Origin of the sequence: Algoriphagus persicinus (genome assembly GCF_035156415.1) — a bacterium.
Lineage (GTDB): Bacteria > Bacteroidota > Bacteroidia > Cytophagales > Cyclobacteriaceae > Algoriphagus > Algoriphagus persicinus.
In genome coordinates this window covers 1-16553 of the sequence record NZ_JAYEEY010000015.1, presented here as the reverse complement: position 1 = coordinate 16553, position 16553 = coordinate 1, and the positions used below count along the sequence as shown (strand labels likewise).

General features: G+C 41.4%; 15 protein-coding genes and 2 tRNA genes. 9 read left to right on the top strand and 8 right to left on the bottom strand.

Translation table 11 applies throughout. The features are described 5' to 3' along the window. Nucleotides 1–52 precede the first annotated feature (52 nt). From U3A58_RS12865 to U3A58_RS12845, 5 genes are read left to right on the top strand one after another with little or no spacing between them, the layout of a single operon-like run. Nucleotides 53–622: an RNA polymerase sigma factor gene (locus U3A58_RS12865; RefSeq protein WP_323823878.1), complete on the top strand. Its 570-nt coding sequence runs from the start codon at nt 53–55 to the stop codon at nt 620–622. After that, the gene (locus U3A58_RS12860; RefSeq protein ID WP_323823876.1) at nt 615–1430 is read left to right on the top strand and encodes a hypothetical protein; all 816 of its coding nucleotides are present in this window, start codon (nt 615–617) and stop codon (nt 1428–1430) included. The genes U3A58_RS12865 and U3A58_RS12860 overlap by 8 nt, the downstream gene beginning before the upstream one ends. 34 nt (nt 1431–1464) lie before the next feature. Continuing rightward, nucleotides 1465–2496, top strand: a complete 1032-nt coding sequence (locus U3A58_RS12855; protein ID WP_323823875.1) for a hypothetical protein — start codon at nt 1465–1467, stop codon at nt 2494–2496. 40 nt (nt 2497–2536) lie between these two features. Next, nucleotides 2537–3337: a hypothetical protein gene (locus tag U3A58_RS12850; protein ID WP_323823874.1), complete on the top strand. Its 801-nt coding sequence runs from the start codon at nt 2537–2539 to the stop codon at nt 3335–3337. Nucleotides 3338–3348: 11 nt separating this feature from the next. Further along, the gene (locus U3A58_RS12845) at nt 3349–4278 is read left to right on the top strand and encodes a DUF4097 family beta strand repeat-containing protein (RefSeq protein WP_323823872.1); all 930 of its coding nucleotides are present in this window, start codon (nt 3349–3351) and stop codon (nt 4276–4278) included. A 387-nt stretch (nt 4279–4665) separates the two neighbouring features. Here U3A58_RS12845 and U3A58_RS12840 read toward each other — a convergent pair whose 3' ends face one another. Next, nucleotides 4666–5190: a hypothetical protein gene (locus U3A58_RS12840; RefSeq protein WP_323823870.1), complete on the bottom strand. Its 525-nt coding sequence runs from the start codon at nt 5188–5190 to the stop codon at nt 4666–4668. After that, nucleotides 5183–6286, bottom strand: a complete 1104-nt coding sequence (locus U3A58_RS12835; protein ID WP_323823869.1) for a ferredoxin--NADP reductase — start codon at nt 6284–6286, stop codon at nt 5183–5185. Before U3A58_RS12835 ends, U3A58_RS12840 begins: the two co-directional genes overlap by 8 nt. Before the next feature lie 218 nt (nt 6287–6504). Here U3A58_RS12835 and purB point away from each other — a divergent pair, with 218 nt between their 5' ends. Next, on the top strand, nt 6505–7848 hold the full coding sequence (purB, locus tag U3A58_RS12830; protein WP_323823867.1) for an adenylosuccinate lyase: 1344 nt from the start codon (nt 6505–6507) through the stop codon (nt 7846–7848). Between the two features lie 305 nt (nt 7849–8153). Further along, nucleotides 8154–8291 (top strand): hypothetical protein, encoded by a 138-nt coding sequence (locus tag U3A58_RS12825; protein WP_323823866.1) that lies wholly within the window; start codon nt 8154–8156, stop codon nt 8289–8291. An 18-nt stretch (nt 8292–8309) separates the two neighbouring features. Here the strand turns inward: U3A58_RS12825 and ctlX are convergent, their stop codons facing one another. The 5 genes from ctlX to U3A58_RS12800 all read right to left on the bottom strand — a co-directional run bounded on the left by ctlX (nt 8310) and on the right by U3A58_RS12800 (nt 14428). Further along, a complete protein-coding gene (gene ctlX, locus U3A58_RS12820; RefSeq protein ID WP_323823864.1) occupies nt 8310–9245 on the bottom strand; it encodes a citrulline utilization hydrolase CtlX in 936 nt (311 codons plus the stop codon). Beyond that, a complete protein-coding gene (locus U3A58_RS12815; RefSeq protein WP_323823863.1) occupies nt 9245–10114 on the bottom strand; it encodes a hypothetical protein in 870 nt (289 codons plus the stop codon). The genes ctlX and U3A58_RS12815 overlap by 1 nt, the downstream gene beginning before the upstream one ends. A 206-nt stretch (nt 10115–10320) precedes the next feature. Further along, on the bottom strand, nt 10321–12606 hold the full coding sequence (locus U3A58_RS12810) for a xanthine dehydrogenase family protein molybdopterin-binding subunit (RefSeq protein ID WP_323823861.1): 2286 nt from the start codon (nt 12604–12606) through the stop codon (nt 10321–10323). A gap of 24 nt (nt 12607–12630) precedes the next feature. Continuing rightward, nucleotides 12631–13089 carry a (2Fe-2S)-binding protein gene (locus tag U3A58_RS12805; protein WP_323823860.1) on the bottom strand — a complete coding sequence of 153 codons (459 nt, stop codon included), beginning with the start codon at nt 13087–13089 and terminating at the stop codon, nt 12631–12633. Between the two features lie 49 nt (nt 13090–13138). Next, nucleotides 13139–14428 (bottom strand): Gfo/Idh/MocA family protein, encoded by a 1290-nt coding sequence (locus tag U3A58_RS12800; RefSeq protein WP_323823859.1) that lies wholly within the window; start codon nt 14426–14428, stop codon nt 13139–13141. Nucleotides 14429–14676: 248 nt separating this feature from the next. Here U3A58_RS12800 and U3A58_RS12795 point away from each other — a divergent pair. Continuing rightward, nucleotides 14677–14750, top strand: a tRNA-Asn gene (locus U3A58_RS12795). Between the two features lie 29 nt (nt 14751–14779). After that, nucleotides 14780–14862: transfer RNA gene (locus U3A58_RS12790), tRNA-OTHER, on the top strand. A 340-nt stretch (nt 14863–15202) separates the two neighbouring features. Here the strand turns inward: U3A58_RS12790 and U3A58_RS12785 are convergent. Beyond that, nucleotides 15203–15910 (bottom strand): hypothetical protein, encoded by a 708-nt coding sequence (locus U3A58_RS12785; RefSeq protein WP_323823857.1) that lies wholly within the window; start codon nt 15908–15910, stop codon nt 15203–15205. Nucleotides 15911–16553 lie beyond the last annotated feature (643 nt).

Here is a 16553-nt window from a genome sequence, read left to right as displayed (position 1 = left end):
CACGCAACCATTTTTTCAGTGCGGGCATCTACCTAATTGAAAGCTAAATCGAATGTTCAGCAGAGTCAATTTTTCAACCGAATCAGGAGTAATACAAGGATGCCTCAAAGGCGACCGAATGGCACAACGCCACTTGTATGATCAGTACTCGGGAAAATTTTTGGCCATATGCATCCGGTACCTCAAAGACCGGGAACATGCCGAAGATGTGATGATTGAAGGCTTCATGAAAATCTTCGAAAAATTACCCCAGTTTCAGTCCAAGGGAAGTTTCGAAGGCTGGATGAAGCGGATCATCGTCACACAAGCACTCATGACGCTGAGAAGTCACCGTCATCTTATGATGGAGATCAATATGGAGAATGAACTGGAGTATCAGGATCATAACTATGAACTCAATCATATGGAAACTGCGGATCTGCTGCAAATGGTAGAAAACCTCCCGGTAGGATACCGCACAGTATTCAACCTCTACGCAATCGAAGGTTTCTCTCACCAAGAGATAGGAACTCTCTTGGGAATAAGCGAAAGCACTTCAAAGTCCCAACTCAACCGGGCAAGAAATACTTTGAAGGAAAAAATTGCCAGTCAAACACCAAAAGAAAGGACAATCAATGGCTAAGGAAAAAAATAATCTGGATCAGTTTTTCAAAGAAAAACTCGAAAACCATACAGAAAGACCAAGCAAACTTGCCTGGGAAAGACTGGAATCCCAGCTTCCTCAGAAATCAAGATCCTACAAAGGAATTTGGTGGGCAGCTGCTGCCTCACTGACTATCCTTTTCACAGTTGGTTACTTGGTATTGCGAGAAGGAGATGTATCCGTAGAAAAGCCTATTTTGGCTGATAGTCAGACGGAAGAAATAATTGCCTCTCCAACTCAGACAGAAACTCAACCCGAAACCAATACACCTGAAGAAACTGATAATAAACAAACCTATACAGAAAACCAGCAGGCTGCTGAGGAATTAAAAACTAAGCCAACTACTACCACAAAACCTAAAGCAAAGCCTGCTGATTCTTCTTCTAAAACGCAGTATTTTCAGCCAAATACTCCTCAAAATCTGATCGCCATGTCCGAGGAAAAAGAGGAGCCACAGCTACAAAAAGTAGAGCAGGTAGAGGTTCCAAAAATCACGTTGGAAACTCCTGAAATCACACAGTCGGAACTCGCTCCTTTAGCATTGGAAAAGGCTATTGCACAAGTAAATAAGCCTGCGGAGGAAGAGCCAGCTTATCGAGTAAAAATCTATTCTAACGGACTGACAGAAGAACCAAAAGATAAAAACCTACTAGCCGAAATCGGCAAAACTGTCAATGAAGTGGAGGGGTTATTGGGAAAGGTAGATCAGGGATTTGCAGACCTTCAGGATGCAAAAGACAATCTGTTCGCCTCGATCACAACCCGCAAAACCAAAGCAGAAAAGTAAACTTCACCTACTAGTTTAAAATCGAAAAATTATAATGAAAAAATACCTGCTACTATTTTGTTTGATGGCACTCGTGCAAATAGGATTTGCCGGGACTGTGCTATCAATAGACCACAAAGTTGCCAGTGACAGCGTCGTGGTAGAATTCGGGAAATCCGGAAGAATTGTCATCATCGTGAACAGCAAAGAAGACTTTGAAAAACTAAAGCTGATGAATATCAATCAGATCATCAGAGAACTTGATCTGGAAGAAAATGAGCAAAGTGGAGAAACCACTATAGTGGAGATCAAGAAAAAAGATGGCACTTCCAAGCAGGTGGTGAAAGTGACAGAAGATGGGGCTGAGACTGAAGTCTATATAGGAAGCATGCGACTTCTGGTAGATGAAACGGGAGAAAACACCAAAGTGCGTTTTGAGCCAGGTTTGAAAAGAAAAAGTGATCCTCCGTTCAGGACCTATTTCAATTTCGATCTAGGCGTAAATAACTACCTGGAGGACGGCAAATTCCCTACTTCGGACAAACCCTATGCTGTCAAAGGTTGGGGAAGCTGGAATGTGGGTGTCAACTGGATGGCTGCACAACGGATCTCCAAAGGCTTCTACTGGGACTTCGGCTTAGGGTTTCAATTCTACAATTTCAAGTTTGAAAACAAGGACTTTCAGGCTATACGAGGTGATGAATCGATTGACTTCATCCAAAGAACAGACGTGGATGGATTCAAGAGTAAAATTTCAGCTACCTACCTCACCGCTATGACTATGCTTGAGCTGGATTTTGGGAAAATGAATGACAATGGCAGCAGAGGAGTGCGACTAGCGGCAGGCCCTTATGCCGGGTATAGACTTGGAGGCCAGTCCAAATATGTCTATGAGGAATTGGGCGGCTCTGGACGTCGCAAAGACAAGCAAGATACGGGGCTTTACCTTCAGAACTTCAGGTATGGAATCCGAGGTGAATTGGGCATTGGGAGGGTCAAATTCTTCACAACGTATGATCTGAATGAATTCTTCCAGGAAGGGAAAGGCCCGGAACTCAACCCTATCACTATTGGGATTGTATTCTAATCAAATGGGCGAAAAAAGAACATTTTTAAAACGATCCACAATGAAAACTATACTACTACCACTTATATTCTTTGTCTTGTCACTTAGCTATGCTTTTGCCCAAGACAAAGCGGATACGGTCATTTACACTAAAAGTAAAGTCATCAAAGTCTTTGGAAACACCTGGTCCTATAATCAAAAAGAAGACGGGAAATGGATTCTTGATATCGAAGAGAACGATGAAGTTAAAATTAAAGATATTCATGAAAGAAATCGATTTTCAGCTGATTTAGCCACCGAACTAGGAATCAATCAAGTAACTCCTACAGATCAAATGCCAACGGTGAAGCCTTGGGGCTCTTGGTATTATGCTATCAATATCCTGGGAACCACCAAGGTCTCTAAAAACTTCCACCTCTACTCCTCTATTGGCGTCAACTGGTACAATTTCAAATTAGAAGACAGAAGCCTAATCGCCGTAAAAAATCCAGATGGAATCGTCTGGGAAGAATTTGCAGGACCTGGCACTGGAACCAAATCCAAAATCTCTGCATCCTATCTCAATTTCACGCTAGTGCCTACTGTACTTTCCAATAATCAAAAACTCCGACTCGGCCTGGGTGGATATGCTGGAGTGAGAATTGGTGGACGGGGAAAATTTGTGTACGACGATGAAAGAGACAACAAGCAAAAGCAGTTAGAGAAATCAAATATGTATGCAGAAAACTTCCGATATGGAGCTCGCGCAGAAATAGGAGTAAGTGATGTCACCTTATTCTTTAACTACGATTTAAACAATCTTTTCCAAGAAAACTTAGGCCCGGAAGTTCAAGCTCTGAGCTTCGGTGTCACCATCAGATAAAAATCAGAACTATGAAAAAAATTATCAAATTATCAAGCTTGGCAGTAGCCATGATGCTGATCACAGTAGTCAGCTTTGCACAAAAAGTATTGGTAGATGCCAATAAAAACTATTCAAACATCAAAGCCATCGAAGTAAGCGGTGGCTGGCTGGATGTGTCTTTCACCGGGGGGACAAATTCAGACGTGCACGTGGAAGCCTACTTAGAGTCAAACGAAGAAAATCAAGATATCATTTTCGTGACTGTAGGCGATGTGTTGAAAATCTCATATGAACAAAGTTCCAGAACTTCTTCTTGGGGGAATAACCGGAATAAGGGCTTTATCAAAATCACTGGACCGATGAATATCGATCTAGATATGAAAAATTCCTCAGGTACACTCACCGTGGATAAAGTAGTGGGAGATCAGACTAATCTTCGGGTATCTTCAGGCAAAATCACCGCTACCAATATCTCAGGAGATTTGGCTATTAAAGCAAGTTCTGGCGCGCTCTTCATTGATAAAGTATCAGGAAATATAGACGCAGGTATCACCTCTGGAAATGCTGACATTAATAATGTGGGCGGAAATTTAAACTATCAATCTACCAGTGGATCTTTGACCGCCGACCGAGTGAAAGGTCAATTGAGTGTGGCACTTACCTCAGGAAATGCGAAGTTGAGTAACATTGGTTCTTTAGGCTCCATGAAGTTTACTTCCGGAAACATCCGGGCTACTAATGCAGGATTGAGTGGAAACACGAACTTCAACGGTACCTCAGGGAATTTCAAAATACAAACTCCTTCTAATTTGAAAAATTATAATTTCTCTCTGAAAGCATCTTCGGGCAACCTAAGAGTGGGAGGAATCAATACGGGTAAAAACCTGGAAATTGATAATGATGCAGCTGCTTGGGTGAAAGGCTCCATATCATCCGGTAACATCACGATTGAGAATTAATTAGCTATGATTGTTTAAAAGACCAATCCGAAAGGGTTGGCTTTTTTTGTGCTTCTTGAACCACTGAGAGCGCGGAGGATTTCGCAGAGAGCGCAGTATGATTTTAGATTCCGTAGGAGAGAGTGAAGCCCATTGATATCTTGATCCTATGAATTTCAGAATTGCCGCAGCGGGCAACCAATAGGTAGTTATTGATTTTTATCAATTTTGCTGTGACTTTAGGTACAGCACTAAGACTATTAATTCAGAGCCGTACCTAATGGCACTGCTGGTTTTAATTGTCTATTTTTCTATCAATAGCTAAATTCATGGCTCTAACCTCTTGTTTCTAACATCTTATATCTAATGTCTTAGGTCTAAAATCTTAGGTTTAAAATCTAAAAAATCTTACTCCGGTCTAGATGCCAATCGTATGACTTCAGCATCTTCCTTGTTCAGTTTTAGCAAAGTTTTGATTCGTTCTGGACTAGGTTTAGCCACAGAAAAAAAGAAAAGTGCCGTGGCAAAAAGCACGTTGTATATAGCCGATGCGAAAAGAAGCAATCCAGCCGAGCAAATCAACGCCACCACGAAAAGCATCACATACCGCTCCCGCGTGGCATTTGCATAGATTTTAAGCTTTGCAAGCAAATCCTCTGTCAGAAAAACAGCCTGTACTCTTTTGCGAAAAAGGAAGTACTGAGCCAATAAAAGACCTATTCCTGCACCGGACAATACTTGACTTACAAGCATTGGCAACTCAGGTAGATTCCAAGTTATTTTACCGGTGGATTGATATAGATAGATCATTCCGAAAATGGGAAGAACCAAAACCAATAAGATCAAAATAAGTCTATCAAGGTTCTTGTAAACCTTCCTGTATTCCTGGATTTCCAAAATAGAAGTCTTAATAAGGTTTTCTGAATTACTCAATGGTAACCTTCACATCATCAGTCAATGGATGCGACATGCAGCACAGCACATAACCTGCCTCGATTTCATTTGGACTAAGTCCCGCATCTTCATCCATTTTCACTTTACCACTAAGCAGTTTGCCTCTACAGGCGGTGCAAAGACCACTTTGGCAGCTATAAGGCATATTCAAATTCTGAGACAAGCCTGCTTCGAGTATCGTTTTGTCAGGAGAGACCGATACAGCATGCTCTTCCCCCTCCAAAATCACCTTCACATCTCTAGTCAATAATCCGCCAGTAATGCCGTGAGCGGCATCATCATGCGCTTTTTCTGCAGCAGCAGAATAAAAACTTTCCCGGTGCACTTTCTCGCTAGGAACTCCCAAATCATCCAGCACAGCAACTACATTGTCCATGATTCCCTTTGGTCCGCAGGCGAAATATTCCTTGTCGTAATCAGGCTCTGATTCGGCTTTTCCAGCAAATTCAAGAATACTTTCCTTTGTCAACCTTCCTTTCATCCCAGTCCAATCAGCACTCGGCTGACTCAAATTATGGATCAGTTCCAGCCTTTCCGCATTTTGCTGAGCCAACACTTCTAATTCCTTTTTGAAGATGATTTGAGCTTCATTTCGGCTACAGTAGAGCAGGGATACTTTAGAGTTTGGCTCATTGACCAACACAGATTTCAAAATACCCATAATAGGTGTAATCCCACTTCCGGCAGCTACCAAGAAGAAATGTTTCTTGTTTTTGGAGTGAAAATCAGTGGTAAAATTACCCAAAGGCTTGAGCACATTGATGGTTTTACCAGGAAAAACACGCTCATTTAAAAAATTGGAAAACTTGCCTTTGGGAACGCGCTTGACAGATATTCCAGGAAACGGATCCACGTAGGGCGATGTACAAAGACTGTAAGACCTACGCTGTTCCTTGCCTTCAAAATCCATCACGAGCGTCAAAAACTGTCCCGGTTTATAATCAAGAAACGGCTCTGGCTGCTCAAAATACACAGTGACTGTATCTTCTGTCTCTTTCACTACCTCCCTCACTTTCAGTGGCAAATACGTTGGCGCCTTTACCTCTTCCTTCTTTTTCTTAAATAAATTGAACATTCCTAATCTGAGCTTTTATCTGTTTAAACGGTTGCAAAATTAACTCCGAAAGCCAAATATTCTGGCTTGCGACTGATTATTTGCACATCATAACTCAGATATTGCCTCTGTAGTTCGAATTAATTGAAGGATATTTCCCCAAATAGCCTAACGAAAACCGAACATTTGGCTTCAAAAAATTAACTTTGCTGCTTCCTAAAACCAATTGATCTAAAGAGATGGAATTAAATGCATTGACCGCCGTGACTTCAATAGATGGGCGCTACGCTGGCAAAACAGCTCCTTTGAGAGCCTATTTTTCTGAATTTGCCCTAATCAAATATCGAGTTCATGTAGAAATAGAGTATTTCATCGCTCTATGCGAACTTCCTTTACCTCAATTGGAGAGCTTTGATCAAGGGCTATTTGAGAATCTTAGGTCTATAGTGACGGATTTTTCACTCGCTGATGCGGATACCATCAAAGCCACTGAAAAAATCACAAATCATGATGTAAAGGCGGTAGAATATTTCCTAAAAGAGAAATTCGATGTACTGGGATTAGAAGCCCACAAGGAATTCATACACTTTGGCCTGACCTCTCAGGACATCAACAATACCGCAACTCCCCTGATGCTGAAGGAAGGCTTGAATGAAGTGATTTTACCACAACTGGATGCGGTAATCGACAGACTCCAAGTGCTTGCAAATAAGTGGAAAGACATCCCTATGCTTGCAAAAACTCACGGGCAGCCGGCCTCTCCTACCCGTCTGGGAAAGGAAATTGAAGTTTTTGTTATCCGACTAAAGAAGCAATTGATTTTACTAAATCATATTCCTTATTCCGCTAAATTTGGAGGAGCCACTGGTAATATGAACGCACATCATGTCGCCTATCCAGCCTACAAATGGAACGAGTTTGCCTACCAATTTGTGGGAGAATATCTGGGTTTGGAGAGAAGCTACCCAACCACTCAAATCGAGCATTACGACAATCTGGCGGCTGTTTTTGATGGCTTGAAGAGAATCAATACAATTCTGCTGGATCTATCAAAAGACGTATGGCAATATGTGGCGATGAATTATTTCAAGCAGAAAATCAAGGCCGGTGAGATAGGTTCCTCAGCCATGCCACACAAAGTCAACCCTATAGATTTCGAGAATGCTGAAGGAAATTTGGGTATCGCAAATGCACTTTTGGAGCACTTGGCCGCCAAGCTTCCTATTTCGCGATTGCAGCGGGATCTGACTGATAGCACGGTTTTGAGAATCATCGGAGTGCCGCTTGGACATATGCTGATCTCTTGTGAATCCTTGCTAAAAGGGCTGGGTAAATTAGAACTCAACGAAGCTGCTATTCTGGCTGATTTGGAAGAAAACTGGGCTGTGGTAGCCGAAGCCATCCAAACCATATTGAGAAGAGAAGGCTTCCCAAAACCTTATGAAGCACTGAAAGACCTGACAAGGACAAACACCAAAATCACAGAAAAATCAATCTCGGAATTCATCACCAACCTTCCTATTTCGGATGAATTGAAGGCAGAGTTAAGTATGATTTCTCCATTTAACTATACCGGGATTTAGTCGATTCAGATTATAAGAAAATCCAAATTTTAAATGGCCTTAGGACTTCAAGAATTGGCGACATTTCTCGAAGCTTTGAGGTTATTTCTTTCTGCCCTGAGAACCTGATTTACAAACAAGAGCACTTATTTTTACAACTATGCCGCATTACCTGGGTTCATCTAGCGGCTAAAACCAGCTTTAAGCAGTTTACATTTACTTTTTATTGTAAAAAATGACTACTTTACTTTTACCAAACCAAAAAAGCATCTCACATACAGCTGAATGCTTATAACTATTTTCAAACACTTTAAAAACAACAAATCATGGCACCTAAAAAAATAATCAAGCCTGCTTCAACTGATGAAGCAACAACTTCAAGTTCTGACGCAGTAAAAAACATCACAGAATTGGGCAAAACTGAACTGGAGAGAAAAAAAAGAGTAGATCCGGGCGTGGAATAATCCACAAGATTACCAAAGTTAAGTAGTAGCCAAAGGCAAAAAAACCTCAGCCATCATACAACGTGCACTTCCTCCACCTAATTTTTCAATAGTAGGAATGGAAGGGCTTATGATGGTTGAGTATTTTTCTATCAGCTGAATCTGTCCAACATTCAGTGATTCGAGTGCAGATTCTGACATTATGGTGAATTTTTCACCTCCATCGTTTCCTACTTCCAGCATATTTCCGGCAAAATGAAACTTTTGCTTCGCAGTGATAGGCATTACTTTTTTGCCAGCTTGAGTCAAGCCCTTTTGGACAGCTTGCTTTTCGGAAGCTTTTGGAATACTATCCAAACAAACGACAGCCAATTCAGTGCCTATGTGCATCATTACATTGGTATGATAGATGGGACTAAGCACACCTTGCACATCCTGCATAGCATGGAATCCCACCACTTTATAGCCAAGTAGCTTACTTAAATAATCCAGTGGAATAGCATGGGTGCGTTCGGAAAAACAGGCATAAATAATTTTGGACTGATGATCTATGACCATACTTCCAGTGCCTTCTAGGTATTGCTCATCGTCCTCGAAAAAACTCAGGTCAATGATCTCATCCACTTTAAACTTGTGCTTCATCAAGTCCTCAATCAAGCCTTTCCTTCTCTCCAATCGTCTGTTTGGAGAAAACATGGGATACAAAATCAATTTCCCGTCAGGATGTGTACTAAACCAATTGTTGGGAAATACTGCATCGGGCTTGACAGGATCTATAGTATCTTGCTCCACTATCACATGAACTCCTTGATCCCTGAGCATTGCTACAAATCCGTCAAACTCTTGCTGTGCCAGCTTATTGATTTCACTTGCCGGTCTGGTAGCTGCTTGTTGATAAAAGTTATTTTCAGCAGTCTCAGGATTGAATCCAAAATTTGCTGGGCGAACCATCAGAATAGTAGAGGAAGTCTGCATTAGGGCTGCTTGGCGATGTACTTGTAAAGAACGGGATCCAAATCGAATCGTTTTTCGCTGAGTGTATAGAATACTTTTCCATCTGGCGCAAAGCCAATAGCTTCACCTTGAGGTTCTGGAGAATAGGGCAGTTGAACAGGATCTCTACTCATTGCTTTGTCGATAGTTTCTCCAGCATTCCTCTTCCAATAGTAAATCGTTAAATAATTTTTCACTAGAATTTGACTGCCATCTGCCGAAATATCCGCCGCAGTGGCACTTGTGAAGGGAAGCTTGATCAGCTCTTCTAGTTCTATTTCACCTTCTCCAAATTTATCTGCCGGAAGTCTGTACAGGGTATTGAGACTATCCCGTTTGGAAATTATAAAAATATCGCCTGAAATGGGGTCAACCATGAGTGATTCGGCGTCTCTAGCTCCTCCCGGATATTTCAGTATGGTCTTTTGGGGAATTACCTGCCTTAGAGGATTTCTAGCATCTGGCTCAGGAATGCGATAAATAGCAATCTCCTCATGTATAGCATTATTATCACCGATTTCTCCCACATAAATATAGGACTTACCGTCTCCTCCCGGACCTATGGCTAAGTCTTCCCAATCTCTATTTTCCGTCCCAAGGAATTCAATTTTCCCCAAATTTTGCCCCAAAGTATCCAATAAATAAACAGCAGCCTCTCCTCCACTATCGTTGTGGACATAAATCACACCTGGAAGTATTTTGCTACATGCCAAGCCTGATATTTCATCTAAACCAGATCCTCTCAGTGTAGCAATAGGAACTCCCTCTCCGAAGCCTGTAATTTGTTCCTCCTGTGCATTAACGCAAGAAAATGAAAAAAATAAGATGATCACTCCTAGGGATGTTTTCATGGGATTGTTTTGGATATTGGTTAAAAGTAAATAAAATGATAAGTAGCCGGGCTATCGAAGTCATCCGTAGTAGGTTATTTTTATATTGGCGAGTCTATAAATAGCTGAAAAGTCATGAAGCGAAAGTTCAGCGTAAAAGATCAAAAATAAAAAATCAGTCTCAATCCAAACAGAATCAGCATTCGGAGTTGAGACTGATTGAAAAATTAAATACTGAAAGGCAACTTATAAATTCTCTTACCAGTCATTTGATACATGGCATTTGCCAAAGCAGGAATAAATGGTGGAACCGGAGGTTCTCCCACCCCTGTAGGCTTGATCTGGCTTTCTATGATATGCACATGAATATTTTTGGGTGAAGCTGGCATACGAATAATCTGATACGTGTCGAAGTTATTTTGCTGAACCTGTCCTTTGTCAAAAGTGATGGCAGAGGTGGTTGCTAAACTAGTTGCAAACTGAGACCCACCTTCAAATTGTGAGCGAATTCGATCTGTATTGACGGCAACTCCGCAATCCACAACATAGAAGACATCTGAAATAATAGTGCTGTCTGCAGCTCCTTTCTCCAGCATTACTACGCAGGCTACATAGGTCAGAAAACTTTTGTGAGCAGCAAAACCCATGATTTTACCGGCAGCTTTGTTGGCTGCCCAATCTGCCTTTTCGGCTACGCTGCGAATGACATTTTTCATTCTTCCTGTATTCCATGGATAGTCTGTTATATTCTCTCCATAGTTGCCATATTCACCCCCCACTATTTCTGATTGGAAGGTAATGTCACGATCTTCTCCCAAAAGTTCTAAGGCATTTTCAATCGCATCTTTGCCTCTAGCTTCTGCGATTTCATCCATCATCGCATGCATGGCAAAAGCATGATGAATATTACTCACAGAGCGTAGCCATCCTATTCTGGTATTACCGGTGGATTCATGAGATTCTATGCGAATATTGGGCACATCAAATGGGAAGTCAACACAACCTAATGCCATTTCACCATCAGACGGGTGCAATTCTTCTTTGCTGCCGGTAGCTCCGATGGCCGGAAAAACGGTATGATGGTTCCAGCCAGATAAATTCCCTGCTGAATCCAACGTTGCTTTGATTCGCTGTGCGCTATGCGAATGAAAAAAGTCAAAATGAAGATCATCCTCTCGTGTCCACTGAACCCGAACAGGCGCTTTTGCTGCTTTTGATAGCAATGCTGCTTCCACGACAAAGTCTGGCTTTGATTTTCTTCCAAATCCACCGCCAAGCAAGGTTACATTTACTTTGACATTGGCACTATCTGCTCCAATTGCTGCCGCCACAGCTTCTCTAGCCCATTGAGGATGCTGACTAGGTGCCCAAACCTCACAGGATCCATCTTCCTTGACATCTGCGATTGCCACCGGTGGCTCAATGGTGGCATGGGCATAATAGGGAGCCTCAAAAGTCCTTTCCAGGATTTTAGATGCCGATCTTCCAGCTCCATCAAAATCACCTCTTTCTCTTCTGACTTTTCCCTTTCCTTTAGTACTTTCGAGCATTTCAGCTTGCTGCCGGTCTGAATTATAATTTTGGTTTTCGCCCAAATCCCACTCAATCACCAGCGCATCCCGCCCTTTAATGGCAGACCATGTATTAGTCGCAATCACAGCTACTCCTTCCAGCGCCTTGTCTAATCCTGGCGGAAAGCCTGAACCATCGATTTTGACCACTTTCACTACTCCCGGCACAGCCAATGCTTTTTCATCTGAATAGGAAATCACTTTTGCACCAATGACCGGCGTTCTTTTGATGACAGCAATTTTCATGTTTGGCAAATTCACATCTGCTCCGAAAACCGCTGTGCCACGCGTGATGTCATCAATATCATAAATCGGCACATCTTTCCCTATCAGTTTATACTGAGAAAAATCCCTCAGTTTCACATCTGCAGGAGCCGGAACCGGCGTATCTTTTAGTTTTCCTACCAACTCCCCAAAGCTTACCTTTTTCCCCTTCCCTGAATGGATCACCATACCATTTTGAGTATCACATTCAGATGCCTCTACTTCCCAGTCAGCTGCTGCTGCGGAAATCAACATGTGTCGAGCTGTAGCTCCGGCTTTTCTCATCGGCTCATAAAACATTCGAACAGAAAAAGAGCCATCGGTATTTTGGTTGCCATACTTTTCCTCATCTCCTTCAGCTTGTACGATCTTAATTTTGGACCAATCAGCACCTAGCTCATCTGCCAAGATCTGAGGAAGCGTAGTACGGATACCGGTGCCCATCTCAGATCTGTGAGCTACCAGCGTCACTTCATTATCTGAGTTGATACTTATATAGACATTGGGAGCAAAAGTGACGGGTTCACCCTTGGATCCCAAACACTGGAAACTTACTCCTAGGAAGAGTCCACCTGTGGCTAGTGATCCGAATTTTAAAAATTCTCTTCGTGAAGGTGAAAAAACCTTACTTTGATCTTTTCTTTTTGTATTGTTCAGAAATGGAATAGTTGGAAGCATAAGAATACGATTTAGTGGGAGAGATTAAAGTGATTTTGAGGCAGTCATAATTGCTTCTTTGATACGATTGTAGGTACCGCACCTACAAAGATTCCCAGCCATCGCCCCTTCGATTTCTGCTTCGGTTGGGCTTGTATTTGCATTCAACAAAGCCGCCGCACTCATTATTTGACCTGATTGACAATAGCCACATTGAGGGACAATATGCTCTACCCAGGCTTTTTGCACCGGATGATCCCCCTCTGCCGAAAGGCCTTCGATAGTAGTGATCTTACCGTCTCCGACGGTAGATATTGAGACAGAACAAGATCTCACCGCCACTCCATCCAGATGGATGGTACATGCCCCACAAAGCGATTTTCCGCAACCAAATTTGGTCCCCGTCATTCCAAGTAGATCTCGGATCACCCATAATAGTGGCATATCCTCCACAGCATCTACTGTCTGTACTTCTCCGTTGATTGTTAATGTATAGTTCGGCATTGCGTTTTGAATTTTTTATTAAGATAAAATATCATTTGTTGTCAGTAATTCAGGCTCCGATCAAATTCCATTTATCCCGATAAGGCCTGAAAAGTAATTGGTTGGCAACTTCATTATTTTTGAAAAGTTCATGCTTGGCATCCCATTTCAATTCTTCCTTCAACTTAAAGGAAATCAATGCCAGGTGCATAGGCATGGTCATATTTCTTGCGTATTCGAGGTGAGATTCCGGTTGGCTCTGCGCCTTTACCGCATCAATAAAATTCTGTTGATGTCCGGGAGACCTTATTATTGATTTGGGAATTTCAGGGATATCCTCCATCACTTTGCCGTCGAGCCGGATTTCCTTGCTGGAATAATCACAAATCAGAGTGCCTTTAGTCCCTTCAAAATACGCTCCTATACTCCTATCTGCCGCCCCCGCTACATCTGGTGGCGTAGAAGTCCAGTGTAGGTTGAGCTTTTTGAATTTAAAATCAACATCGATCCATTTAGGTGTATCTCCGGCGCCATCAGATTTTTCTCCATTCGCCCTTACTTTTTTTAATCCGGAAGGGCTAATAGACCACCATACAATATCGGCGATATGGCACCAAAAGTCTTGAAAAACCCCACCGGAATATTCCATAAAATACCGGTAATTGACATGGACCTTTTCAGGTGAATAATCAGAGTAAGGAGCTGGACCGAGCCACATATCCCAGTTTAAATTGGAGGGTGGTGCCTGATAGTTTAAAATAGGAATCAATGGAGGCTCGCCAGTCTTCCAAAGCCGTACTGTTTTGATTTTACCCAAAACACCAGATTGGATGATTTCGGCTACCCGGTGATAGTTTTCTCCCGCATGGATTTGGGTACCCAATTGGAAAATCCTACCGGTTTCCTTTTGGGAATTCAGCATCAACTTGCCTTCTCGCTGCGAATAGGACAGCGGTTTTTCGCTATACACATCTTTTCCCGCCTGAAACGCCAAAATTGCAATCTGAGCATGCCAGTGGTCTGGAGTGGCGATGGTAATCGCATCTATATCCTGCCTGTCTAAAACCTTTCTGAAATCTGAATATACCTGAGCTTTGGTATCGGGATGAATCTGCTTCAGTTTCATAAGAGCTTCTTGGGCATGAAGTTCATCTACATCGCATAAGGCTACGATTTCTGCTTCAGGCAAATTAGCGAACCAGTTCATATGGTTCAAACCCATGCCTCCCAAACCTATGTGAGCAATTCTAACCCGGTCTGAAGGGGCTGCAAGTACACCTGAAAAAGGCAAAAAATGAAGCCCGAGTGTTGTCAGGGCGGAATATTTAACAAATTCTCTTCTCTTAAGCTGTTTAATCATAGATAGGTGATTTTGGCGTGAAAAGTAAAGAGCAATAAATTAACAAATCCAAAAGAAAATCCTTCAAAACTAAGTATTAAAATTGTTTGATCGGAAAAATTCCAAAAAATAAGTCTCTGATTTTGAAGTATGAAAGCATGAAAAACACAAATCCCACTGTTTTTTTACCAGCCTCATTTGGAATAAAAGACTTAGCCTCCTACATTTGCATCACCAATTCGGAACACGCTCCGAATGAAATACAAAATTCCTTCTTAGCTCAGCTGGTTAGAGCATCTGACTGTTAATCAGAGGGTCCTTGGTTCGAGCCCAAGAGAAGGAGCAAAACCTGACACGAAAGTGTCAGGTTTTTTTGTTTTAGCTCAGTTGGTTAGAGTCCCGTATGTACGGGATTAATCAGAGGGTCCAAGGTTCAAGTCCTTGAGGCGGAGCCAGTGAAAAAAAGAGGCCAGAAATGACCTTTTTTTGTTTTAATCTCTCCCCATTTCATTTAAACAAGGTTTTTTGATGGTTGCAGCTTTTTTCCAAGACACAACTACCCAAAAACACAAAGCTGCAGCTAAGATCTGTAATTGTTTGATTTTCAATTTATAATACTGGTTCAAGCCAAACACAAGCTTTTCAGGACTTATCGTCAATTGACGAGAGGATAATGATCTTCTAATATAAGCTGCTCTTAGAAGCAAACTAAAAAGAGGCTGTCTCAGAAAGACAACCTTTTAACTAGTTTTCTAATATCACGAGTTACAATGAACAAACTTCTTACATTCTTACTTAATCTGTAATTTCCAGTTCAGTGGCCAAATCCAAACCATCTGCGACAATGTCAAAAATTTCGCTATTTCGGGATTCACTTATGACAATTATACCATCCAAATTTTTGGTGGCATCTGCCATAAGCTCATCAGTAACCCCGGCAAACCAGACAGATGGGTCAAAGGTGATTTCAGCAATGGCCGATTGATTTTGGGTGAAGACTATTGTTCCTTCTCTTTCTACCTCAAAAGTTTCTCCTGAATTAAACTCAAAGCGGAGAGGATGATCAGTTCCGTCTGGTGCTGTATAAGTGCCATTTAATACTACTGAAGGATCATCGGTTTCATCAAATAACTCTACCTCTATACTCACTTCCTCATAAGTTCCTGCAGGAATCGCTATTCCCCTGATATCTGGTGTAGGAACTCCTGTGGCAAAATCTATCACTACCCTTTGTTCAAACTCGAATTCTACTGATTCTAAATCGTTTTTAGATTCGGCTTCAAATTCCATGGCAGTTAATGTTATGAAACCATCTGTAAATACAAAGCTACCACTTGAAGTTTGTCTGTTTAATGGACCTGCATAAGCCAGTGTTTTAAAAGGAGAGGTCACGGTGTTAAATTCTACCGAAAGCACTGGCTGCTGGATGGAATCATCATTCAAACAGGAAGTCAGACCAAAAACTAATGTAATGGCCAACAATTTTAAAAATAGATGTTTCATTTATTTTTTTGGATTAATTAGGGTGCTACTTATGTAAAGTAAATTTTCAAAAGCTTGAACTATATTATACCCTAAGTACTAAAATGATGCCAGATGATTATCCGTGATCCTGCCAAAATACAGGATCCGAAAAAAAATAGAAAGGGATCAACACCAATAGGATAAGTTTACTTAAAACATCTTCAGCCCCTTACTTCCTTCCAAAATAACCTAATCCACTTCAGTCAGTAAATTCTCACCGACTCATCAACTACTGCGACTTATCTATTAAATAAGAATAGTTAAATCCTCCTTTCAAGAAAGCAAGGATTAAAAGAAATTTCCGAATTAATGAGTGGTGACAAACTGACCGCTAAATAACAAGAAATCTTAAATTTAAAAATGATGGAAAAACTTCTTCCCTAAAGTTTCAAATTTTATAAGATATTAGACTTAAGAATTTGATCTTGAACTTCCTTTAATCGTGGAGAAAGTCGATTCTGTTTGCAACTATCGCTAATAAGGGGAGCCAGTAAAAAAAAGAGTGGCTGTCTCATATTGATTTTCATTATTGGAGACAGCCTTTTTTATTCAATAGAGGCCGATTTCCTGAAATCGGTCTCTATTTTTTTGACTACTGTTTAACTCTTTAGCAATAGGCGTT